A 21,850-nucleotide genomic window follows, 5' to 3' on the forward strand; every position below is an offset into this window, starting at 1 on the left:
GCTGTACGGGCCTGGGTGAGCACGCGAAGCTTCGCAGCGAGGGCGCCGCCCCACAGGGAAGCACCCCCACCTGTGGGAGGCCCGCCTCGGGCCGAATCTTCGAACCACAGCGATCGCGCTTGGGATTCGCGCCGGGGCGGCGCTCCCACAGGGCCGTGCTCCCACAGGACAAGCCCGTGGGAGGCCCGCCCTCGGGCCGAATCTTCGGGTTACAGCGATCGCGCTTGGGATTCGCGCCGGGGGCGGCGCTCCCACGGCGCCTCGATCGCCAGCGGCAGTCTGGGTTTGTCGGCGGGTCGTCAGTTCAGGGTCAGCGCGCGGCGGCCGAAGAACTGACGCTCGAATTCCAGGTCGTCCTGCAGCTGGCGCAGGCGTGCCTCGATGGTGGCCAGCTGCGCAAACGCAATCGGTTGCAGCTTGCTGGCCCGGCGCAGTTGCTCCATGGCCAGCTCCAGACGACCGTTCTGGACATGGTATTCGGCCCGCATCTGGAAGGCCTCGATCTTGTCGCCGCGCTGGTCGGCGGCCCGCGCCAGCAGCTCCAGAACCTGCGGCGCGGGGTCTGCCTGGTGTGCCTGGTCGCTGAGCAGGGCGCGCGTGACGGCCGGATGGCCCGAGCGCAGTTCCGCCTCGGCAAGCAGGATCAGCAGGGCCTGACTGTCCGGGTAGAGCTTCAGGTCGGCACGTGCCAGCGCGCTGGCGGCCGCCGGTTGATTGGCGGTCAGGGCCAGCTCCACCTGCGCCACCTGGTACGGCAGGAAGTCGGGCGCTTCGGTGCGCAGGGCGATCAGCCGTTCGCCCGCCGCCGGGATACGGCCGGCGCGCATCAGCGCCAGCGCCTCGCCATAGCGCCACGCTCGTGCCGCCTGCGCCTCACCGGGCATGGCGTTCTGTTCGTAGTAGCGCAGCGCCTCGGCTGGCCCGCTGGCGGTCAGCACCCGCACGCGCTCGCGCATGTGCAGAAACAGGCCGCTGTCCGGCAGGCGGCGGCCGGGCATGCGCTGCGCCCGGTCCCGGGACTCGGCGACGCGATCCAGGGTCACCGGGTGGGTGCGCAGGAAGGCCGGCAACTGTTCGCCGGCCGAGAACCGCGATGCCTGATGCATGCGTCCGAAGAAATCGGCCATGGCACGGGCGTCGAAGCCGGCGGCTGCCAGGGTCTGGATGCCGATGCGGTCGGCTTCGGACTCGTTCTGACGGGTGAAGTCGATCTGGTTCTGCACCGCGCCGGCCTGCACGGCGGTGATGGCCGCCACGCCGGCATCGCCGCCGCCGTAGGCGCCCAGGATGATGGCGCCCAGCATGGCGGCGATGGTCGGCATGGTCATGCGCTGCTGATGTTCGAAGGCGCGCGGCAGGTGGCGCTGGGTGACGTGCGCGATTTCGTGGCCAAGCACGGAGGCCAGCTCGTCTTCGCTCTCGGTGGTCAGAATCAGGCCGCTGTGTACGCCGATATGGCCGCCCGGGCCGGCGAAGGCGTTCAGCGTGGGGTCGACCACCACGAAAAATCCAAAGGGATTGCGCGCATCGTCGGCACTGCGGGTGAGGCGCTGGCCGATGCTGTCGACGTAGCCGGCGACCAGCGGATCGTCCAGCACCGGCAGACCCTGGCGCACCTGGCGCATGAAGGCGACGCCGATGCGCTGTTCCAGCTGCGCTGACAGCAGCCCGCCGGCGGCGTCGCCGATTTCGGGCAAGGCAATTTCCGCCTGCGCAGCCGGCAGACACAGGCACAGGACAAGGCAGACGAGGCGACGCAGCATGGATGGGCGCAAGGGCAGGGCGAACGGTATCGGCTAAGACAGTATGCTTTAGCTGGAGTTACGCCACTGCACCGCCGCCATGACTGAATCGACCATTACCCAGGAACTCGACACCAGCGGCCTGCTGTGCCCCTTGCCGGTGCTCAAGGCACGCCGGGCGCTCAACACCATGCAGTCCGGGCAGTGTCTGCGGGTGATTGCCACCGACAGCAAGGCGCCGGGCGACTTCGCCGCCTATTGCGAACAGTCCGGAGACGTCCTGCGTCAGGTGACGCAGGACGGCGAGCGTCATCTGATCGTGCTGCAGAAGCGCTGAACGGCCGGCCCGTTCAGCCGAGCAGCGTCTGGCGTAGGTAGATCAGCAGCATCAGCAGCAGCAGCGTGACGACCCACGTCAGGGCGTAGATCAGGGTTGCACGCCTGGCGCGCTGGCGTTCGAACCAGGTGCGCGGGGACACGCCCTTGATCAGAAAGACCACGTTGCAGGCTAGGTTCACGCACACCAGATTCACGGCCAGCAGCAGCCCGGCGCCCGCCGCCAGCGACCACTGGCCGCCGCCGAGCATCACGCCCAAGACCACCGCCGGCGGCAGCAGCGCCACCGCCACCATGACCCCCACCAGCACGCTGGACAGACCCGTGGTCAACGACAGCACCGCCGCGGCCCCGGCCGCCAGGGCCAGCACTGCCGAGTCCACGCCCACCTCGGTGCGGGCCAGCAGTTCGGTGCCGGACGTCTCGAACAGCCGCAGCGCACCGATGCCGGCGGCCAGGACCACCACCAGGCCGATGCCGACCAGGTTGATCAGCGCTGCCTTGCGCATCAGGGCGGTATCGCCGAGCGCCGTGCCGAGTCCGAAGGCCAGGTTCGGGCCCAGCAGCGGGGCGATCACCATGGCGCCGATCACCACCGCCACGTCGTCTTTGAGCAGGCCGATGGCGGCCACCGCCGTCGACAGCAGCACCAGCACCAGATAGTTGGCGCCCAGGCGAGTGTTTTTCTCCACCTCGGCATACAGCGCCTCGCGCGCCGCCGAGGCGGAGTCTTCCTGTTCGCGTTCCTCGCGGGCCGCTGCGGGCAGGGCGATTTCCACCGGCAGCACCGTGATGTGGGTGGTCGGCTGGCTGCCGAGCAGGGTCTGCAGGGCATCCAGAGCCGGCTGCAGCTTGTCGTCGGACACCAGCAGGCGCAGGATCAGAGTGTCGTTGTCGGCTGCCGGGCCGACGCGGCAGTCGCTCAGCTCCAGTTGCTCGGCCAGGGCAACGACGTTGTCGGCACATCCAGCGTCGCAGACGATTTCGATATATTTCATGGAGTCAGATTGGTGTTGCCGACAGCCCCGACAATGCCTGGGGCTCCACCGTGAGCGGTCGGTCGGACGGTAAGGCGTCCTGCACTTTGGCCACGCCGTACACGTATTGCAATACCGGTACGTCGATGTTCAGTTCCGCCGCCTGGTCCAGGTAAAGGTGTCGCCCGACATCCGGCGTCCGGCGTCCGGCGTCCGCGGTGCAGGTCCTGGTGCATGTGCCGCTTGACGGCTGTTTTTTTTCGGACATCGCCAGCGCCCCGGTGCGCACAGGCGTTACGGCTGGGTGCTGGGTCGTGCGCATTGTGCATTCGCCTGCTGGTGGCGAATCGTAATCGGCTCGCCGGCGACGTTAAAATGCCCCGGAATGGCCGGCGACCGACGCGGGCCTGCAACCCGTCAGGTGCCCGCCATGTCGAGCCAGATGCCCGAATTCAAGCTTGAAGTGAACGACCTCTACAGCGAGGAAACCATCACCGACCGCCGCGTCGGCACGATCCGCCGCCTGCAGCCGGTAACCGCCGACGGTCAGCCGGATGCCAGCCGCCCGGTGCTGTTCGTCGGCCAGACGCAGATACTGACGCCGATGGGCGCGCTGCCGCTGAATTTCGAGATTCCCGCCGCCACGCTGCGCGAGGCGCTGGACCGGTTTCCGGCCGAGGCACAAAAGGCGCTCGAAGAAACCGCCCGCGAGCTGCAGGAAATGCGCCGCGAGCAGGCCTCGTCGATCGTGGTGCCGGAAACCGGCATGGGCGGGCTGGGTGGCGCCGGTGGACGACCGGGCGGGCGCATCCAGCTGCGCTGAGCCGCGTTCCGGTGCCGGCAGCGGTCGCGCTGTCAAAGCTGGCCGCAAAGCTTTAAAGTTGCCGCCGATGTGGCGTCGGCCGGCGCGTCCTGTCAGGGACGGCGCGCCGGCTGCATCGCCAGCGATCGATTCTGCGTTTCAACGCTTCAAACAGAGGACTCCCCCATGGCCATGACCGGCATTCTTCGCCCCGGCCACGTGCAACTGCGCGTGATGGAACTCGGCCCGGCGCTGCACCACTACAAGGAAATGGTGGGTTTGATCGAGACCGCGCGCGACGCCGAAGGCCGCGTGTACCTGAAAGCCTGGGACGAGCATGACCTGTTCAGCATCGTGCTGCGCGAGGCCGACCGTCCGGGCATGGATTTCTACGGCTTCAAGGTGCTGGACGCCAAGACCCTGGAGCACTACGCCAAGCGCCTGACCGATTACGGTGTCGCAATCGAGCGCATCCCGGCCGGCGAGCTGAAGGGCACCGGCGAGCGGGTGCGCTTCGAGACGCCGTCGGGACACCTGATCGAGCTGTATGCCGAGAAACAGCACGTCGGCAACGGCCTGCCGGACGTGAACCCGGACGTGTGGCCGGATGGCCTGAAGGGCATGCACCCGAGCCGCTTCGACCATGTACTGCTCAACGGCGACAGCATTCCGGAAACCGCCAGGCTGTTCCAGGAGGCGCTGGACTTCGATCTGAGCGAGCGCATCGTGGGGCCGGACGGCAGCATGGTCGGTGCGTTTCTGTCCTGCTCGGACAAGGCCCACGACGTGGCCTTCATCCACGAGGACTCCAAGGGCCGCCTGCACCACGTGAGTTTCTACCTGGAATCCTGGGACGAGATCCGCCACGCCGCGGACATCATGTCCAAGAACTACATCCCGGTGGAGTACGGTCCCGGTCGCCACGGCCTCACGCGCGGCCTGACCATCTACTTCTTCGACCCGTCGGGCAACCGCAACGAGACCTTCCACGGCGGCTACATCCGCTATCCGGATCACCCGGTCATCACCTGGACCCACGAGGAAGTGCCCAAGGGCATCTTCTACTACGGCCACAAGATGGTCGAGAGCTTCGTCACCGCCAACACCTGAGGTCGCGTCATGACCAAGACCGTGCAACAGACCACCCTGCACTGGGAAGCAGCGCTCGCCATTGCCCGCGGGGCGCTGGTCAAGGGCCAGGAACTGGGCATTCGCGTGGCGGTGGCGGTGATGGACCGCGGCGGTAACCTGCTGGCCTTCGCCCGTGACCCGGGCGCGCCGTTTCACTCCAGCAAGATCGCCGAGGACAAGGCCACCACCTCCGGCGGCTTCGGGCTGCCGACCAAGCAGTGGTGGCCGGTGCTGGAGGGCATGAACTCGCCGGGTCTGCTGGCCGGCATCGCCGCCGTGCCGCGCATGGTGGTGTTCGGCGGCGGCGTGCCGGTGTACGTGAACGGCGAGTGCATCGCCGGCGTCGGCGTGTCCGGCGGCAGCGAGGAGGAGGACGAAATCTGTGCCCGAATCGGCATTGCGGCGGCGGGCCTGTCGGCCGAGCCCGGCCAGGGCTGACAACGACACGGACACCCATGCAGCGCCGGTCGGCCACGCGGCCGTCGCTGCCGATCACACATCCATGCGGATTTTTCCGCTGCCGACCCGCCCGACCCGGCACGGGCGGCCCCCGAAACCTTCTGCAAGATCCCGACCATGAAAGAAATCAAGCACTTCATCAACGGTGAATTCGTCGCCTCCGCCAACGGCCGCACCTTCGACGACATCAACCCGGCCACCGGCCAGGTCATCGCCAAGGTCCACGAGGGCGGCAAGGCGGAAGTCGACCTGGCGGTCGCCGCCGCCCGGGCCGCGCTCAAGGGCCCCTGGGGCAAGATGCCGATGGCCGAGCGCATGGATCTGTTGATGAAACTGGCGCACGGCATCCAGGTGCGCGCGGCCGAGTTCGCGGCCGCCGAAGTGGCCGACAACGGCATGCCGATCACGCTGGCCAGCCACGTCAACATCCCCCGCGGCAGTGCCAACTTCATCCAGTTCGCCGAGCACTTCAAGTACGTCGCCACCGAGTGCTGGGAGATGGAAGGGGCGCTCAACTACGCCCTGCGCCGACCGCTGGGCGTGGTCGGCATCATCTCGCCGTGGAACTTCCCGCTGCTGCTGACCACCTGGAAAGTCGCCCCGGCGCTGGCCTGCGGCAACACGGTGATCATCAAGCCGTCGGAAGAAACCCCGGCCACCACGGCGTTGCTGGCCGACGTGGCCAAGGACATCCTGCCGCCGGGCGTGCTGAACGTGGTGAACGGCTTTGGCGGCGATTCGGCCGGCTCGGCCCTGACCGAACACCCGGACGTGGACGGCATCACCTTCACCGGCGAGACCACCACCGGGCAGATCATCATGCGCGCGGCGGCCGGCAGCCTGAAGAAGCTGTCCTTCGAGTTGGGCGGCAAGAACCCGAACCTGATCTTTGCCGATGCCGACCTCGACGCCTGCATCGAAACGACCATGCGCTCGTCCTTCGCCAATCAGGGCGAGGTGTGCCTGTGCGGCTCGCGCATCTATGTGCAGCGTCCGCTGTACCAGGCATTCCTGGACAAGCTGGTCGAGCGCATCAAGAGCACGGTCAAGGTGGGCGATCCGACCGATCCGGCCACCACGCTGGGCGCGCTGATCTCGCGCGAGCACCTGGCGCGCGTGCAGGGCTTCCTGGACTCGGCCAAGGCCGACGGCGCCACCTTCCTGACCGGCGGCAAGCGTCCGGACGGCCTGCCGGCGCATCTGGCAGACGGCGCGTTCCTGGAGCCGACCGTGATCGTGGGCCTGGGTCGCGACTGCAAGGCCCAGCGTCAGGAAATCTTCGGCCCGGTGGTGACGGTGACGCCGTTCGACACCGAGGAAGAGGTGCTGGAACTGGCCAACGACACCAACTACGGTCTGTCGGCGACGGTCTGGAGCACGGACCTGGCCCGCGCGCACCGCGTCGCGGCGCAGCTGGAAGCCGGCATCGTGTGGGTCAACACCTGGTTCCTGCGCGATCTGCGCTCGGCCTTCGGCGGCATGAAGTACTCCGGCATCGGCCGCGAGGGCGGCGTGCACTCGCTGGAGTTCTATACGGAACTGAAGAACATCTGCATCAAGCTGTAAGGACCCTCGCGATGGACAAGACCCGGATCGACCACTACAGCGAGGAGCTGTACCAGGCCCTGCGCGGCGCGCAATCGGTGGACCCGCTGACCGCCCGCGAGGCGGACATCAGCATCGAGGATGCCTACCAGATTCAGCTGGGCATCATCCAGCGGCGCATGCAGCGCGACGGCGAGACCATCATCGGCAAGAAGATCGGCGCCACCAGCAAGGCGGTGCAGAGCATGCTGGGCGTGGACCAGCCGGACTTCGGGCACCTGATGTCGGGCATGGCCTACAACGACGGCGACGTGGTGCCGATCGAGGGCCTGCTGATGCAGACCCGCATGGAAGGCGAGATCGCGTTCATCCTCAAGCGCGACCTGCTCGGCCCGGGCATCACCAATGCCGCCGTGCTGGCCGCCACCGAGTGCGTGATGCCGTGCTTCGAGATCTGCGACTCGCGCATCCGCGACTGGAAGATCAAGATTCAGGACACGGTGGCGGACAACGCCTCGGCCGGGCTGTTCCTGCTCGGTGAGCGCGCGGTCGACCCGCGCAAGGTGGACCTGAAAACCTGCGGCATGATCCTGGAGAAGAACGGCGAGATCGTCGGCCTGGGCGCCGGTGCCGCGACGCTGGGCCATCCGCTGAACGCGGTCGCCTGGCTGGCCAACACGCTCGGCCGGCGCGGCATTCCGCTCAAGGCCGGCGAGGTCATCCTGTCCGGTTCCCTGGCCACCATGGTCAGCGCCAAGGCCGGCGATCACATGCGCGTCACCATCGGCGGCATGGGCTCGGCGTCGGTCACCTTCGCCTAAGAAATGCTGGCGCCTCCCTAAGACGGGGGCTGGCTCAGGCGCCGAATATCTGCTCCCAGGCGTCGCGGACGGTCTGCGTCAGCGGCGCCGCGCGCTCGGCCTCGATGACGCCGCCGGCGCCGCTGAGCGTCTGCTGGCGCTCGATTGCGCACAGTTCGACAAAGGCCGCGGCCAAAGCCTGGCCGACGCCCGCTTCGAGCAGCTGCAAGCTTTCGGCCAGCGCCAGGATCGGCGCGCTGCCGCGCGGCACGGCCAGTTGCGGATGCGTGTGGCTGTGTGCCAGCACCAGGTACTGGGCGATGAATTCGACATCGACCCGGCCGCCGGGGCTCAGCTTCAGGTCGAAGCCGTCCTTTGGCAGCGGCTTTTCCTGGCGGATGCGCGCCCGCATGTCGGCGATTTCCTGACGCAGCTTGGCCGGATCGCGCGGTTGGCACAGCACGCGCTGGCGCACGGCCTCGAAGGCGGCACCAAGGTCCGCGTCGCCGGCCACCGGGCGGGCGCGCACCAGTGCCTGATGCTCCCAGGTCCAGGCCTCCGAGAGCTGGTAGGTCTCGAAGCCACTCAAGGTGGTGACCAGCGGTCCGGCGTTACCCGACGGGCGCAGGCGAACGTCGATCTCGTATAGCCGCCCGGCCGGGGTGCGCGTGGTCAGGATGTGCGTCAGGCGCTGCACCACGCGGGCAAACCAGGTCTCGTTGGCGAGCGGCGCCGGACCGTCGCTGTTGCCGCCGGCACCGTCGTGCAGGAACACCAGGTCGAGGTCGGATTCGTAGCCGAGCTCAGCGCTGCCCAGGCGTCCGTAGCCGATCACCAGCAGCGGCGCTTCGCGGCCGGGGTCGGTGGCGTCACGCGGGCGGCCGTGGCGGTGTTCCAGCTGCGCGCGGGCCAGCAGCAGGGCGCGGCGCAGCAGCACCTCGGCCAGTTCGGTCAGCGCCTGCGGCGGTTCGGCCGGGTCCAGCAGGCCGCCGATCTCGGCTGCCGCCACGTGTAGTGCGGCGGCGTGGCGGTGCTCGCGCAGGGCGTTCATGGCGGTTTCGAGGTCGTCCGGACTCACGCCCGACAGCGCCTGATCGAGGTCCCGTTCGATGTCCGGCGCATGTTGCGGCTGGTAAAGGGTGCGCGCATCCAGCAGCTCGTCGAGTACCACCGGGTGGGTGGTGATCCAGTCGGTGATCCAGGTGCTGGCGCCCATCAGGCGGGCCAGGTGCTCCTGCGCCGCCGGGTGCTCGACCAGCATGGCCAGGTACACCGAGCGCGTGGCCACTGCCTCCAGCAGCGTGCACAGGCGCCCGAGCGTCAGCTCCGGGTTGGCCGTGCCGCCGGCGGCGCGCAGCAGGCCGGGCAGCAGGGCGGTCAGGCGCTGGCGGGCGGTGGGGGAGGCGACGCGGCAGGCACGCCCATCGCGCAGCGCAGTCAGATGGGCAAGGGCCTGCGCCGGGTCGGTGTAGCCGAGTGCGGCCAGCTCCGCCTCGGCGCCGGGCTGGTCCAGCCGATCCGGCCACAGCGGCTGCGCGGGTGCGGCATCCTGCGAATCACCGAGCAACGACCGGAAGTGGCCATGCACGCGGTCGCGCCAGGCGTCCAGAGCGGCTCCGCAGGTATCCCAATCGGGGTAACCCATGGCCAGCGCCAGGCGCGCGCGGTCCAGCGGGTCGGTCGGCACCTGGTGGGTCTGCCGGTCCTGCCACATCTGCAGGCGGTTCTCGATGCGACGCAGGAAGGTATAGGCATCCAGCAGTTCATCGACCGCCGACTGCGGCAACTGGCCGCGCTCGCCGAGCAGGCGAAGCACCTGCCGTATGCCACGGCAGCGCAGGTCCGGTTCCCGTCCGCCGCGGATCAGCTGATGCACCTGGCCGATGAACTCGACCTCGCGAATGCCGCCGGCCCCCAGCTTGACGTGATCGTCCAGTCGCTCACGACGCACCTGGTCGACGATCAGCGCCTTCATGGCCCGCAGCGCGTCGATGGCCCCGAAGTCCAGATAGCGGCGAAACACGAACGGCCGCAGTCGCGCCAACAGCCGTTCGCCGGCCGCGATGTCGCCGGCCACCGGGCGCGCCTTGATCAGGGCATAGCGTTCCCAGTCGCGGCCGTGGTTCTGGTAATAGTCCTCCATGGCGTCGAAGGACACCGCCAGCGGCCCGCTGCTGCCGAAGGGGCGCAGACGCACATCCACGCGGAACACGCGCCCATTGGCGTCGGCCTCGTCCAGCACGCCGACCAGGCGGCGCGCAAGGCGCAGGAAGAACTCCTCATTGTCGAGCGCGCGCGGCCCGTCACACACACCGGCGCGCTCGAAGGCGAACATCAGATCGACGTCGGACGAGAAATTGAGCTCGTTGCCGCCCAGCTTGCCCATGCCCAGCACCACCAGCCCGACCGGCTGGCCCTGCGCGTCGCGCGGCTGGCCGAGCTGCTCCACCTGCCAGCGGTGCAAATACGCCAGAGCACTGTCGATGCAGGCGTCGGCCAGCGTCGACAGTGCCGTGAGCGTCTCGTCCAGATCCGCCCAGCCGGCCAGGTCGCGCCAGGCGATGCGCAGCATCTCGCGCTGGCGCAGCCGCCGCAGCGCCTGGCGCAGGTCTGCCTCATCCTTCAGGTCAGCCAGGTCGGCGCGGATCTGGGCACTCAGGGCCGGCGCGTCTTCGGCCGCCTGCAGGCGGCCGCTGTCGATCAGCCCGGCCAGGATCTGTGGCTGCGCCTGGCACAGGTCGGCGACGAAGTCGCTGGTTGCCAGCACGCGCGGGGCCGCCTGCAGCCACCCCGCCTGTGCGCTGCTTGCGGCCAGCGCCGGGTGTCGCAGCAGGTCGGCAAGCACCCGCTGCGCGGATTCGCGCAGCAACGGCGGCAGATCGGCGCATGCCGCGAGGCGAGGATCGGCTTGGTCGGTCACAGGCAGAGGCTCGACGGGTCCGGTGACGGTGGGGCACAGCGGCGCAGGTCAGGGCATCGCGGCGCCCAGGTGATTACAGCGGCAGCGCCTGACCGTTGACCACGCGGACCTTCTGGCCCACGCTCAGGCCCGGCGCCTGCGAGTACGGAATGGTGGTCGTCCCACCGTTGTCCAGCTGCACCGTGACTTCCCAGCGGGTGTCGGTGTTGCGGCGCTTCTCGATCTCATGCCCGGCCAGGCCACCACCGACCACGCCCGCCACGGTTGCAATTTTCTTGCCGCTGCCGCCGCCGATCTGGTTGCCGAGCAGTCCGCCGGCCACTGCGCCGACGGCAGCACCGACGCCGCTGGCATCCCCCTTGACCTGGTAGCTGCGCACATCGGTGACGGTGCCGCAGTCGGCACATGGCGGCGCCGTGGCCGGTGCTTGCGCCACGGGCACCGCTTCGGCAGGACGAGCGGGTGTTCGAGTGGCGGGTGCAGGCGCCGGATCGATGGCCTGCGCCGGGGCTGCGGCGGTGTTTTCAGCCGGCGTTTCGGCGGCGCTGTCCTTCTCGTCGCGACAAGCTCCCAGGCTCAGCGGCAGGATAAGCGCCAGGCAGGCGATTCGCGCACGACGAGCGTTGTTCATTGACTTTCTCCGAGGTGGAAGGTTGATGTATGTGCGAGCGCAGGCAGTGCCTTGCGAGGTCTGCTTCTGCCGACCCGCGTCGGTCGTTAATGTACTACCCGGCATCGATGGGCCCGGGCGCAGCCGCCAGCAGCGTTTGCGACGACCTCAGCCGGCTATTTCTGATGGAGTCGTTTCCAGTCTTCGTACGGCATTCCGTACACCGCCTCGCGGGCCTGCGGCTCGCTGAGCGTCTGGCCGTGTTCGGCGGCCGCGGCGCGGTACCACTTGGCCAGGCAATTGCGACAGAAGCCGGCCAGGTTCATCAGGTCGATGTTCTGGACTTCGGTGTGTTGCTGCAGGTGCTGGAGCAGTCGGCGGAAAGCTGCCGCTTCGATTTGGGTTTGCAGGTCTGTGTCCATGGAGCGCTCCGGTTCATCAGAAACACGAAAACCCCGCGGCGCTCGCACGCCGCGGGGTCCGTTGATCGCGTCGGCGGCTTCAGCGCGGACGGCGTGGCGGGCGCGGCGGACGCTCCTGCGCCTCGTTGATGCGCAGCGCGCGCCCGCCAAAATCGGCGCCATTGAGATGTTGGATGGCCACCGCTGCCGCGCCGGGATCCATCTCGACGAAGCCGAAACCGCGTGGACGGCCGGTTTCGCGGTCGTTGATCAATTTCACCGAGTGGACGGTACCGTGCTGCTCGAACAGCGCGCGCAGCTCGTCTTCCGATGCGGAAAAAGGCAGGTTGCCTACGTAGATCGAAGTCATGATCGAAAATCGCTTCCGGATAACGGGGCGGATGCGGTTCGGTGCGCCATCATTCTGCCCCGGGGTCATCGAAAACCGCTGTCCGTCGGCGCTTTCCGAAGTCTCGGAAAAAACAAAATCAGCCGTCGGGCAGCATGTGCCTGAGTCCGCAGTGGCGGACGGATCAGGCCAATTTCCCGCGAGGAAACAAGCACAAACGCCCGACAATCACGAACGCGCGGAAGCGTACGACAATTCCATGCACCTTACACGCGAGTGCAGCGAAATATTTCCGGGTATCGTTATGCGCCATATCGGGGCGCATGGTTCGGCGCCCACGCACAGCAAATACGCACCAGGAGGAGTTCGCATGAACGCACCGCTATCCGTCGACACACCCCTGCGCTGGCCGGCGGCCGGCGAGACGCGCGCCCCGTACCGCGTGTACCAGGACCAGGCCCTCTACGCCCAGGAACAGGAGCGAATTTTCCGCGGGTCGGTGTGGAGCTTTCTGGGCCTGGCCGCCGAGGTGCCGGCCGCGGGTGACTACAAGGCCACGTTCGTTGGCGATACGCCGGTCGTGCTGACGCGGGATGCCGCCGGCGCGCTGCACTGTTGGGTCAACCGCTGCGCGCATCGCGGCGCATTGGTGTGCCGCGAGCTGCGCGGCAACGTCGGCCAGAACGGCACGCATACCTGTGTGTACCACCAGTGGGCCTATGACGCCGCTGGCCAGCTGGTCGGCGTTCCCTTCCGCAAGGGCCTGGGCGGCAAGGGCGGTTACCCGGCCGATTTCGACATGGCCGCTCATGGCCTGCAGCAGCTGCGGGTGGATACGGTCGGTGAGATGATCTTCGGCACCTTCGACGCCGCCACGCCGCCGCTGCGCGAGTACCTGGGCGCCGAGCACTGCGCCAACATCGAGCGCCTGTTCGGGCGACCGATCACAGTGCTGGGCCACGCCCGCCAGTACTTCAGCGGCAACTGGAAGCTGTACGCCGAGAACTCGCGCGACAGCTACCACGGCGGGCTGTTGCACCTGTTCTACCCGACCTTCGGCATCTACCGGCAGGGCCAGCGCGGCTGGGTGCATCTGTCCGACAACAAGCTGCACCAGCTGCTGCAGGTGTGCAAACCGGCCGACGACCAGAGCATCGAGCACTACCAGCAGGCCAGCGCGCGCAAGGCCGAATCCGACGCCCAGCTGGAAGCCCCGGAAATCCTGCGCTGGATGCCGGAGCTGGGCGGCGAGATCTCGCTGACCATCCACTCGATGTTCCCGAACGTCGTCTTGCAGCAGATTTCGAACACCCTGGCCGTGCGGCAGATTCAGACCAAGGGCATCGAAGGCACCGAGCTGGTCTGGACCTTCTACGGCTTTGCCGATGACAGCCCGGAACTGACCGCGCACCGCCTGAAGCAGCACAACATGGTCGGCCCGGCCGGATTCATTTCCATGGAAGACGGCGAGGCGGTCAACATCTGCCAGCAGGGCATTGCCGGCAGCCTGGATGCCGCCTCGGTCATCGAATGCGGCGGCAGCAGCACCGACAGCATGGAAGTGATGGGCGTGGACGAGAACGGCGTGCGCGCGTTCTGGGCGGGGTATCGGCGGCTGATGGGGCTCTGAAGGAAGCTGAATAAATCCATCCTGGATTTCTCAGCGCCCGCCACCAGAAAAACATGATAGGAGCGCAGCTGCGCTGCGCGATGATCGCCCGGCATAGCCGGGCTCCAGTGCAAGCACGCGGCTGGCCGATGGCCGGACAACAGGCGCCTGCGTCGCCGAGTGGCGATTTGGCGCCAGCATTCATAAAGACAAGCAAGACAGGGGAGGAATCATGGCCGGGTCAGACCAGGCATTCGCCGACGGCGTGCGGCGGCAGATCAGCGTGCGGCTCATTCCGCTGTTGATCGTGATCTACATCATGGCCCACCTGGATCGGGTCAACGTCAGCTTTGCGGCGCTGACCATGAACCAGGACCTGAATTTCTCGGACGCCGTCTACGGCCTGGGCGCCGGCCTGTTTTTCTTCGGTTACTTCCTGTTCGAGGTGCCGGCCAATCTGCTGCTCGAGCGCATCGGCGCGCGCCGGCTGATCAGCAGCATCATGCTGATCTGGGGCACGGTATCGGCGCTCATGGCCGGTGTTGCTACACCGACCCAGTTCTACGTGATGCGGTTCATTCTGGGCGTGGCAGAGGCGGGCCTGTACCCGGGCATCATCCTGTACCTGACCTACTGGTTCCGCGCGAACGACCGGGCCACTGCGATCGGCCAGTTCGCATTGGCACTGGCCGTGGCGGGTTTGCTGGGCAGCCCGCTGTCGGGCGCCATCATGGATGGCATGGGGGACGTGCTCGGACTGGCGGGTTGGCAATGGCTGTTCATCGTCGAGGGCATCCCGACGGTACTGCTGGGACTGGTCGTACTCATGGTGCTACCTGACAGCCCGGCGCAGGCACGCTGGCTGACCGCCGCCCAGCGCAGCTGGTTGCAGAACGCACTGGCCATCGAGCGGGCCGCGGCCGCGCCGGTGGCCCACGGCACCTTGCGCCAGGCGTTGCACCCCACCGTGCTGCTGCTGGCGCTGGCGTACTTCATGTTCCTGGGCTCTTTCACGGGCGTGATCTTCTGGAGCCCGAAGCTGGTGCATGCGCTCGATCCGGGCCTCAGCGCCACGGCGGTCGGCTGGGTGGTCGGCGCACCGTATCTGCTGTTCGGGGCGGCCCTGGTTCTGTGGGGGCGCCACTCGGACCGCACCGGCGAGCGTCACTGGCATGTGTCGGTCGGCGCCCTGACGGCGGCTGCAGGCTATCTGCTGATGGCCTTTGCCGGCAGCGGCTGGCAGGTATCCGTTGGCATGCTGCTGGCGCTGCTGGGAGCCGGCGCGGCGTTCAGTTGTTTCTGGGGCCTGGTAACGGCCGCCATACCGCCGGCCATGGCCGCGGTCGGCATCGCCGTGGTCAATTCCTTCGGCGCGCTGGGGGCGTTCATCACGGTGGCGGCGCTGGGGCGGCTACTGGAAGCCACCCACAGCTACCGGTCCGGCGTGTTGTTGTTCAGCGTTGCGGCGGTACTGGCGGCTGTTGCGGTGCAGTTGGTGCCGCGGCCGGCCCGCCGGGCCGCCGGTGCCTGAGCGGCGGCCTGTTCGCGCCCGGTCGCCCGAAGCGGTGCGCCGTCAGGCCTTTGCGACGTGATGGCGCACCGTCAGCACCGGACAGGGCGCGTCGCGCACCACCCGCTCGGCGGTGCTGCCGAGCAGGAAATGCTTCAGGCCCGAGAAGCCGTGCGTGCCGATGACGATCAGATCCGCCTGTTCGTCCTTGGCCGTGGTGATGATCTCCGCATCCGCGACGCCGCTGCGCACCAGGCAGCGGGTGGCCGGATAGTCGCCCAGGTGCTGCTGGCGCAGTTTTTCGAGCTCGCCCAGGGCGCGCTCGGCGAGGTCGGCGTCGAGGTTGATCACCACGCCCAGTTCGGCCGGGTAGGCCACCGGCTCGATCACGTACAGCAGTATCAGCTCGGCCTTGCTGGGCTCGGCAAAGCGGCGCGCGTACTGCAGGGCCTGCAGCGACGGGTCCGAGAAATCGAGCGGCACCAGCACCTTGTGGACAGTCAACGAGTCGGTGGGCATGACGGCAACTCCCGGTCGGCGGTTAAGATGGCAGGCATGGTAGCAAGCCGTTTCGCCGCGGCGCACGTCGACGCTTGATTACAATCCACAAGCGCTTGAATCGGCATTAGAATTTCGCCCGCTGCCGGCCGTCCGTCCAACAATCAAGAGCCATACCGCGTGGTCCGTTCCCAACTCATCGAACTGCTGGCCCAGGAATTCGAAGGCCTGTCCACGAAAGACCTGGAACTGGCGGTCAAGCTGCTGCAGGAGCAGATGATCGACACCCTGGGTCACGGCGGGCGCATCGAGATTCGCGGCTTTGGCAGCTTCAGCCTGCATTACCGCCGTCCCAAACTGGCACGCAACCCCAAGACCGGCGAATCGGTGCCGCTGGGCGAGCGCTACGTGGTGCATTTCAAGCCCGGCAAGGACCTGCGCCAGCTGGTGGACAACGGCCTGCCGCTGCTGGACAACGATCCCGATTGAAGCTGCGTCCCTGACACATCCCGAGGAGAAAACCGATGGAATATCAATACAACAAGGTCGCCAACTACGCCGACATGGGCAACGGCAACCGCCTTCATTACCACGACGTCGGCACGGGCGAGCCGGTCATTTTCCTGCATGGCGGCGGTCAGGGTGCCGGTGGCTGGACCAACTGGCAACGCAACCTGCAGGTGTTCGCCGACGCCGGTTACCGCGCCATTGCACCGGACGCCTTCGGCTACGGCCTGTCGTCGAAGCCCAGCGACGGCAATTTCGATTTCGAAACCCTGATGGACTGCCTGATCAAGCTGTTCGATCACCTCAAGCTGGACAAGGTGACCCTGGTCGGCAACTCGATGGGCGGCGCCATGTCCATCCGCTTCGCGCAGGATTTCCCGCAGCGGGTGAACAAGCTGGTGGTGATGGGCCCCGGTGGCATCGGGCCGATGGAGCGTTACCTGGCCATGCCGGCCATCCAGATGCTCAAGGCGCTCGGTCAGGAGGAGGGCGGCTTCAGCAAGGACAAGCTGCGTCGCTTCCTGGAATTCATGGCCTACTCCAAGGACGACGTCACCGATCAGCTGGTCAACGAGCGCTACGAGGTGGCCGTCACCCAGCCGCCGCGGGTGTTCCAGACATTGTCCATCGGCGACCTGCGCCCGCGCCTGAATATCCTGAAGAACCTGCCGACCATGGTGCTGTGGGGCCGCGACGACCGCGCCTGTCCGGTCGAGTCGGGCATGGAAATCATGAAGGAGTGCGACAACGCGCGCCTGATCGTGTTCTCGCAGTGCGGCCACTGGGTGCAGTACGAGAAGGCGGACCTGTTCAACAAGCTGTGTCTGGATTTTCTGGCGGAATGATCGTCGGCTGGCCCATGCCCGGCTGCACCGGGCACGGGCCAGTGCTCATGCGAGTCTAGCCGGCCCGCCGACGCCGAAAAAAGTCGCTCAGCAGCGCGCCGCAGTGCTCGCCCAGCACGCCCTCGGTCACCGCCGTGCGGTGATTCAGACGCGCCTCGCCGAATACCTGAAACACCGATCCGGCCGCCCCGGCGCGCGGATCGCGGGCGCCGAACACCAACCGCTGCACGCGCGCCTGCACGATCGCTCCGGCGCACATGGCGCACGGCTCGAGCGTCACATACAGCGTGCTGCCCGGCAGGCGATAGTTGGCCGCTCGGGTGGCTGCCGCGCGCAGGGCCACGATTTCAGCGTGCGCGGTCGGGTCGCAGCTGCCGATCGGCCGGTTGAAGCCTTCCCCGAGCACCGCCTCGCCGGCCACCAGCACCGCACCGACCGGCACCTCGCCCTGCGCCTGCGCGGCGAGCGCCAGTTCGATCGCGCGCCCCATCCAGCGGCGGTCGCGCTCGGCGGCGTTCTCAGTGGGGATTTTCGTAGAAGACATACGGCGTCGAGTAGTCACTGATTTCGAAGTACACCTTCTTCTCGCCCGGATCGCGCTGGCCGTTGAGGTTCTCGTCGAGCACCCCATAGCCGAAGCGATATGGCCGTGGAAGACCGTCCTTGGTGCCGGTGGCAGTGCTCAGCTTGTCGATTTCGATGAAGCGCTTGATCAGCTGCGGTCCGGCATAGATTTCGAGCACGCCGTTGGTTCCGGTCCAGTTCTGGACCGCGCGACCGATTTCGTTTTGAGTTTCCTGCGTGCAGGCGGCCAGACCGAGGGCGATGGCGACGACCAAGACAGAACGCAACATGGGGTGACTCCGGGAATAGGACAGGTTCCGCCGATTGACGGTGGGAGTGCCCAGTATGCCGCCAGACAGGGCGGATGCCATCCGTGGGGCGTGACCTGCCCGCCAAATGCCAGCGATGCCGTTACGAGCCACCCGAGCTGGCGTCGCGCGTCCGCTCGCGCATGAGCCCCTCGATCCCGATGCAGGCCAAAGCGCTCACTCGGTGCCGCACGGTCGCCCGATGCGTCGAGCACCCTGCATGCGGTCGCTGCCGATGAATCCGTGGCGCACCTGGCTCCCGAGCCTTCGTCATTGTGGCTACGTTGAACCCAGGCCGCGTCAGGGGGTTGGACATCCCTGTCTCGGGCACCGATGTGTGGGCTGCCTGGCATACATATCCACACAGTAAAAGAGCGTATGCTGCCGATCGGGAGGGAACTTCTATGAAATCCGTGTCATCCCCTGTCGTGAAGGCGACCGCCAAAGCGCCGACCGGTATCGCCGGGTTCGACGACATCACCGGCGGCGGTTTGCCATGCGGTCGCACCACGCTGCTGGTGGGCGGACCGGGCTCCGGCAAGACCATACTCGCGCTGCAATTCCTGGTGCACGGCGCGCAGGCTTGCAAGGAGCCGGGCATCTTTGTCGCTTTCGAGGAGGCTTCCAAACGCATTGAGGCCAACGCCGAGAGTTTCGGCTGGAAGCTCGATGAACTGCGCCGACGAAAAAAACTGTTCTTCGTGGACGCCCAACCGGTGCCCGACCGGGTGCAGTCGGGGGATTTCGATCTGGGCGGGATGTTGGCGGCGCTGGAGGCGCAGGCCCGGGAAATGGGGGCGCGGCGCATCGTGTTTGACGCCCTGAATATCGTACTGGCGCTGCTGCCCGACGCGGCGGCAAAAAGGCGGGAGATCTACCGACTGCATGAATGGTTATTGGCGCGTGAACTGACCGGCCTCATCACCTTGCAAGCGGGCGGGGATGAGGCGGGTGCCGGCAGCCAGAAGCCATTCGGCTTCATGCAATTCATGGTGGACTGCGCCGTGATCCTCAACCACAGCGTGGTACAGGGCGTGTCGCAGCGCAATCTGCGCGTGCAGAAGTATCGCGGCTCCAGCTTCGACGAGGATGAAGCGCCGTTCCTGATCGGCAAAAGCGGACTTGAGGTAGCCGTCGCGCGTACACCGGGCCGTGTGGACGCCAAGGTGAGTCACGAGCGCGTTTCCAGCGGCGTGGAGCGGCTCGATACCATGCTGGGCGGCGGCTACTACCGTGGCGCCAGCGTGCTGATCACCGGCTCCCCCGGCACCGCCAAAACGACCTTGAGCGGTGCGTTCGCTGAGGCGGCCTGTCGGCGCGGCGAGCGCACCCTGTTCGTCAGTTTCGATTCGGAATATACCGAGGTGATCCGCAACCTGGCCTCGGTGGGGATCCAGCTGAATCCTTACATGAAGAACGGTTGCCTGCACATGATCCCCGCCCGCACCATCACCGGCAGTGCCGAGATCTACCTGTGGCGCATCAAGACGCTGGCCAAGGAGCATGGCGCCCGCTGCCTGGTGATCGACCCGGTCTACACCTGGTCAAAATCCGGCAATGAGGCGACCGCGCACAGCGTGGTGGAACGGTTGATCGACTGGTCGAAGGCCGACGGCATCACGCTGCTGTGCACCAGCCTGCTCGATGAAATGTCCGGCCGCACCGAGGGCGGCTCGCCGCTGCAGATCTCGGCGCTTGCGGATACCTGGATTCACCTGAATCATCTGGTGCAGGCCGGGGAGCGCAACCGGGGCATGTCGATCATCAAGTCCCGCGGCACGGCGCATTCGAATCAGGTGCGCGAGCTGATCCTGAGCGACGCGGGGGTGACGCTGACCGACACCTACACCGCCGGCGGCGAGGTGTTGATGGGCACGCTGCGCTGGCAAAAGGAAAGCGCCGACCGGGTCGCCGACGAGGTCGATGAAGTCGCCGAAAAACTCAAGCGCGTCAGGCTCGATGCCGAGGAGGCCGAGCTTGAGGTGCGAGTGAAGTCACTGCAGGTGGAACTGGAGGCCAAGCAGGCCGAGAAAGCCTTGTTGGTCCGTACCATGGAGAGTCGCGCCGGGGATTTGTCGCGAGACCGCACTCGGATGGGGGAGTTGCGCGGGGCCGATGCGGCCATTCCGGAGCCCAAGTGAGCGCGCCATGAAGCGCCCGAACCCGTTCAAGTTCCGGCTTTATGTCGCAGGCGACGCGCCGAATTCCGCACAGGCGCTCGCCAACCTTCGCACGCTATGCCGGGTCCACCTGCCGGATCGGCACCAGATCGAAGTCGTGGATGTGTTCCGGGAACCGAAACGCGCGCTGGCGGACCGCGTCTTCCTGACACCGACCCTGGTCAAGCTGGCACCGGGCGCCACCCAAATAATTGTCGGCACCCTCAGCCACACCCAGACGGTGTTGTGGGCTCTGGGGCTGGAAACCCTCGCCCCATGAAGTTGGGCAAATCCCCCCCGCCTGGGGAGCCGACTGAGGAAGTTTCCGCGTTGATCGAGGCGCTGCACGACACCGCGCGGCGCCTGGAGGATCTGACGGCGGGCGAGGTGGATGCGGTAACGAACCGGAGTGGCCGGACCATCCTGTTGCGGCGCGCCCAGGACCAGCTGCGACGCCGCGAGACGGCCAAGCAGGCCGCCATCCTCAATGCGCTGCCCGCGCACATCGCCCTGCTCGATACGCAGGGGATCATCGTCACGGTAAACGAGGCCTGGCAACGATTTGGCCGCGCGAATGCGCTTCAGGGCCCAGGTCATGGGGTCGGCGTCAACTACCTCGAGATCTGCGACAACGCACGTGGAGATGACGCATCCGAGGCCAAGCAGGTTGCCGCCGGCATTCGTTCAGTGCTGGGTGGCGCGCTGAAGAGCTTCTCGGCCGAGTATCCCTGTCATTCGCCAACGGTGCAGCGCTGGTTCCTGATGACGGTGACGCCCCTGGCGGATGACCGTCCAAATGGCGCCGTGGTCATGCACATGGACGTGACGGCACGCAGACAGACCGAAGAAAACCTGCATGCCAGCGAGTTGCGCTTTCGGCAGATGGCGGAAAACATTCGCGACGTGTTCTTCCTGATCGACGCCGACAACGGCCGCACGTTGTATGTCAGTCCCACCTACGCGCAGATATTTGGCCGCAGCTGCGAAAGCGCGTACGCCGATGCTGAATCGTGGACCCAGGCGATCCGCGCGGATGAGCGGACATCGATCTACGAGAAATACAAGAAAGGGATGTCGGAGGGGAGGTTCGATCTCGAGTACCGGATCGTGCGCCCGGATGGATTGATTCGGTGGATCGAGGCCAGAGGCTTTCCGATCCGCGATGCCGCCGGCAGGATTGTACGCGTCGCAGGTCTCGCCGCGGACGTCACCGTACGCAAGGAAGCGGATGACCGAATCCGCCGCCTGAACCGGGTGTACGCAGTGCTCAGCGGCATCAATGCGCTGATCGTGCGCGTGCGCGACCGGGACGAGCTGTTCCGGGAGGCGTGCCGCATCGCCGTCGAGGATGGCGGGTTTCGCATGGCCTGGATAGGCATCGTCGATCGCAGCGAGATGAAGATTGTTCCGCTGACCTCGGCGGGTATCAATGCCGGCTTCATGGAGGAGGTGGGAGAGCGGTTGTCGTTGCGCGATGACGCGCCCGCGGGGCATGGCGCACCCGCGGTGGCGGTCAGGGAGAAGCGGGCGGTGGTCGTAAATGACGTGTATGACCATCCACTCATTCATTACAGCAGCGCGCACATCGAGCGCGGCGTTCGTTCACTGGCGCTGCTGCCCCTGTTGATCGCTGATGAACCCGTTGCCGTACTCCTTGGATTCAAGAATCAAGTGCAACACGATTTGAGAAATTGGCGATTTCTTCGGCCATGGCTTCGTCCGGTGTTCTCCAGTCCAAGGTTTTTCGAGGACGGCCGTTCAGAAGCCGGGCGATGTCG

General features: G+C 66.8%; 23 protein-coding genes. 13 read left to right on the forward strand and 10 right to left on the reverse strand.

Features of this window, described 5'->3' with window-relative positions:
• Window positions 1-299 precede the first annotated feature (299 nt).
• A complete protein-coding gene (locus H5U26_RS14115; RefSeq protein WP_290620808.1) occupies window positions 300-1,763 on the reverse strand; it encodes a M48 family metalloprotease in 1,464 nt (487 codons plus the stop codon).
• 79 nt (window positions 1,764-1,842) lie between these two features.
• Between H5U26_RS14115 and H5U26_RS14120 the strand changes: the two genes are divergently transcribed.
• Complete coding sequence (locus tag H5U26_RS14120) at window positions 1,843-2,079, forward strand: sulfurtransferase TusA family protein (protein WP_290620810.1); 237 nt, start codon at window positions 1,843-1,845, stop codon at window positions 2,077-2,079.
• Between the two features lie 13 nt (window positions 2,080-2,092).
• On the opposite strand, the gene H5U26_RS14125 is transcribed toward H5U26_RS14120, so the two are convergent.
• The gene (locus H5U26_RS14125; protein WP_290620812.1) at window positions 2,093-3,076 is read right to left on the reverse strand and encodes a TIGR00341 family protein; all 984 of its coding nucleotides are present in this window, start codon (window positions 3,074-3,076) and stop codon (window positions 2,093-2,095) included.
• Between the two features lie 4 nt (window positions 3,077-3,080).
• Window positions 3,081-3,377 carry a hypothetical protein gene (locus H5U26_RS14130; RefSeq protein ID WP_290620814.1) on the reverse strand — a complete coding sequence of 99 codons (297 nt, stop codon included), beginning with the start codon at window positions 3,375-3,377 and terminating at the stop codon, window positions 3,081-3,083.
• Window positions 3,378-3,485: 108 nt separating this feature from the next.
• On the opposite strand from H5U26_RS14130, the gene H5U26_RS14135 reads away from it, so the two are divergent.
• The 5 genes from H5U26_RS14135 to dmpE all read left to right on the forward strand — a co-directional run bounded on the left by H5U26_RS14135 (window position 3,486) and on the right by dmpE (window position 7,813).
• The gene (locus H5U26_RS14135; RefSeq protein ID WP_290620816.1) at window positions 3,486-3,878 is read left to right on the forward strand and encodes a hypothetical protein; all 393 of its coding nucleotides are present in this window, start codon (window positions 3,486-3,488) and stop codon (window positions 3,876-3,878) included.
• A 165-nt stretch (window positions 3,879-4,043) separates the two neighbouring features.
• Window positions 4,044-4,967 carry a catechol 2,3-dioxygenase gene (locus H5U26_RS14140; protein ID WP_366055977.1) on the forward strand — a complete coding sequence of 308 codons (924 nt, stop codon included), beginning with the start codon at window positions 4,044-4,046 and terminating at the stop codon, window positions 4,965-4,967.
• A 9-nt stretch (window positions 4,968-4,976) separates the two neighbouring features.
• On the forward strand, window positions 4,977-5,426 hold the full coding sequence (locus H5U26_RS14145) for a heme-binding protein (RefSeq protein ID WP_290620818.1): 450 nt from the start codon (window positions 4,977-4,979) through the stop codon (window positions 5,424-5,426).
• Window positions 5,427-5,564: 138 nt separating this feature from the next.
• Window positions 5,565-7,013, forward strand: a complete 1,449-nt coding sequence (locus H5U26_RS14150; RefSeq protein ID WP_290620820.1) for a 2-hydroxymuconic semialdehyde dehydrogenase — start codon at window positions 5,565-5,567, stop codon at window positions 7,011-7,013.
• A gap of 11 nt (window positions 7,014-7,024) precedes the next feature.
• Window positions 7,025-7,813 (forward strand): 2-oxopent-4-enoate hydratase, encoded by a 789-nt coding sequence (gene dmpE, locus H5U26_RS14155; protein WP_290620822.1) that lies wholly within the window; start codon window positions 7,025-7,027, stop codon window positions 7,811-7,813.
• 34 nt (window positions 7,814-7,847) lie between these two features.
• Here dmpE and glnE read toward each other — a convergent pair whose 3' ends face one another.
• The 4 genes from glnE to H5U26_RS14175 all read right to left on the reverse strand — a co-directional run bounded on the left by glnE (window position 7,848) and on the right by H5U26_RS14175 (window position 12,096).
• Window positions 7,848-10,712, reverse strand: coding sequence for a bifunctional [glutamate--ammonia ligase]-adenylyl-L-tyrosine phosphorylase/[glutamate--ammonia-ligase] adenylyltransferase (gene glnE / locus H5U26_RS14160; protein WP_290620824.1), 2,865 nt, complete (start codon window positions 10,710-10,712; stop codon window positions 7,848-7,850).
• 73 nt (window positions 10,713-10,785) lie between these two features.
• A complete protein-coding gene (locus H5U26_RS14165; RefSeq protein WP_290620826.1) occupies window positions 10,786-11,343 on the reverse strand; it encodes a glycine zipper 2TM domain-containing protein in 558 nt (185 codons plus the stop codon).
• A gap of 155 nt (window positions 11,344-11,498) precedes the next feature.
• Window positions 11,499-11,744 carry a DUF1244 domain-containing protein gene (locus H5U26_RS14170; protein WP_290620828.1) on the reverse strand — a complete coding sequence of 82 codons (246 nt, stop codon included), beginning with the start codon at window positions 11,742-11,744 and terminating at the stop codon, window positions 11,499-11,501.
• A 79-nt stretch (window positions 11,745-11,823) separates the two neighbouring features.
• Complete coding sequence (locus H5U26_RS14175) at window positions 11,824-12,096, reverse strand: RNA-binding protein (RefSeq protein ID WP_366055979.1); 273 nt, start codon at window positions 12,094-12,096, stop codon at window positions 11,824-11,826.
• Between the two features lie 346 nt (window positions 12,097-12,442).
• Between H5U26_RS14175 and H5U26_RS14180 the strand changes: the two genes are divergently transcribed.
• Entirely contained in the window at window positions 12,443-13,702 is a 1,260-nt protein-coding gene (locus H5U26_RS14180; RefSeq protein ID WP_290620832.1) for a Rieske 2Fe-2S domain-containing protein, read from the forward strand.
• A gap of 211 nt (window positions 13,703-13,913) precedes the next feature.
• A complete protein-coding gene (locus tag H5U26_RS14185; RefSeq protein ID WP_290620834.1) occupies window positions 13,914-15,212 on the forward strand; it encodes an MFS transporter in 1,299 nt (432 codons plus the stop codon).
• Between the two features lie 42 nt (window positions 15,213-15,254).
• Here H5U26_RS14185 and H5U26_RS14190 read toward each other — a convergent pair whose 3' ends face one another.
• On the reverse strand, window positions 15,255-15,710 hold the full coding sequence (locus tag H5U26_RS14190; protein ID WP_290620836.1) for a universal stress protein: 456 nt from the start codon (window positions 15,708-15,710) through the stop codon (window positions 15,255-15,257).
• 159 nt (window positions 15,711-15,869) lie between these two features.
• Between H5U26_RS14190 and H5U26_RS14195 the strand changes: the two genes are divergently transcribed.
• Both H5U26_RS14195 and H5U26_RS14200 read left to right on the forward strand, forming a co-directional pair.
• Window positions 15,870-16,178 carry an integration host factor subunit beta gene (locus H5U26_RS14195; RefSeq protein WP_290620838.1) on the forward strand — a complete coding sequence of 103 codons (309 nt, stop codon included), beginning with the start codon at window positions 15,870-15,872 and terminating at the stop codon, window positions 16,176-16,178.
• 35 nt (window positions 16,179-16,213) lie between these two features.
• A complete protein-coding gene (locus tag H5U26_RS14200) occupies window positions 16,214-17,041 on the forward strand; it encodes an alpha/beta fold hydrolase (protein ID WP_290620840.1) in 828 nt (275 codons plus the stop codon).
• Window positions 17,042-17,096: 55 nt separating this feature from the next.
• Here the strand turns inward: H5U26_RS14200 and tadA are convergent, their stop codons facing one another.
• Both tadA and H5U26_RS14210 read right to left on the reverse strand, forming a co-directional pair.
• Complete coding sequence (gene tadA / locus H5U26_RS14205) at window positions 17,097-17,585, reverse strand: tRNA adenosine(34) deaminase TadA (RefSeq protein ID WP_290620842.1); 489 nt, start codon at window positions 17,583-17,585, stop codon at window positions 17,097-17,099.
• Window positions 17,560-17,895 carry a hypothetical protein gene (locus tag H5U26_RS14210; protein ID WP_290620844.1) on the reverse strand — a complete coding sequence of 112 codons (336 nt, stop codon included), beginning with the start codon at window positions 17,893-17,895 and terminating at the stop codon, window positions 17,560-17,562. Before H5U26_RS14210 ends, tadA begins: the two co-directional genes overlap by 26 nt.
• A 422-nt stretch (window positions 17,896-18,317) precedes the next feature.
• On the opposite strand from H5U26_RS14210, the gene kaiC reads away from it, so the two are divergent.
• The 3 genes from kaiC to H5U26_RS14225 form a co-directional block, all read left to right on the forward strand.
• Entirely contained in the window at window positions 18,318-20,054 is a 1,737-nt protein-coding gene (kaiC, locus tag H5U26_RS14215) for a circadian clock protein KaiC (RefSeq protein ID WP_290620846.1), read from the forward strand.
• Window positions 20,055-20,061: 7 nt separating this feature from the next.
• Window positions 20,062-20,352 carry a circadian clock KaiB family protein gene (locus H5U26_RS14220; protein WP_290620848.1) on the forward strand — a complete coding sequence of 97 codons (291 nt, stop codon included), beginning with the start codon at window positions 20,062-20,064 and terminating at the stop codon, window positions 20,350-20,352.
• A gap of 50 nt (window positions 20,353-20,402) precedes the next feature.
• Window positions 20,403-21,850, forward strand: a 1,448-nt coding sequence (locus H5U26_RS14225; RefSeq protein WP_290620850.1) for a PAS domain S-box protein, incomplete at its 3' end; no start/stop codon positions are given.

Source organism: Immundisolibacter sp. (genome assembly GCF_014359565.1).
GTDB lineage: Bacteria > Pseudomonadota > Gammaproteobacteria > Immundisolibacterales > Immundisolibacteraceae > Immundisolibacter.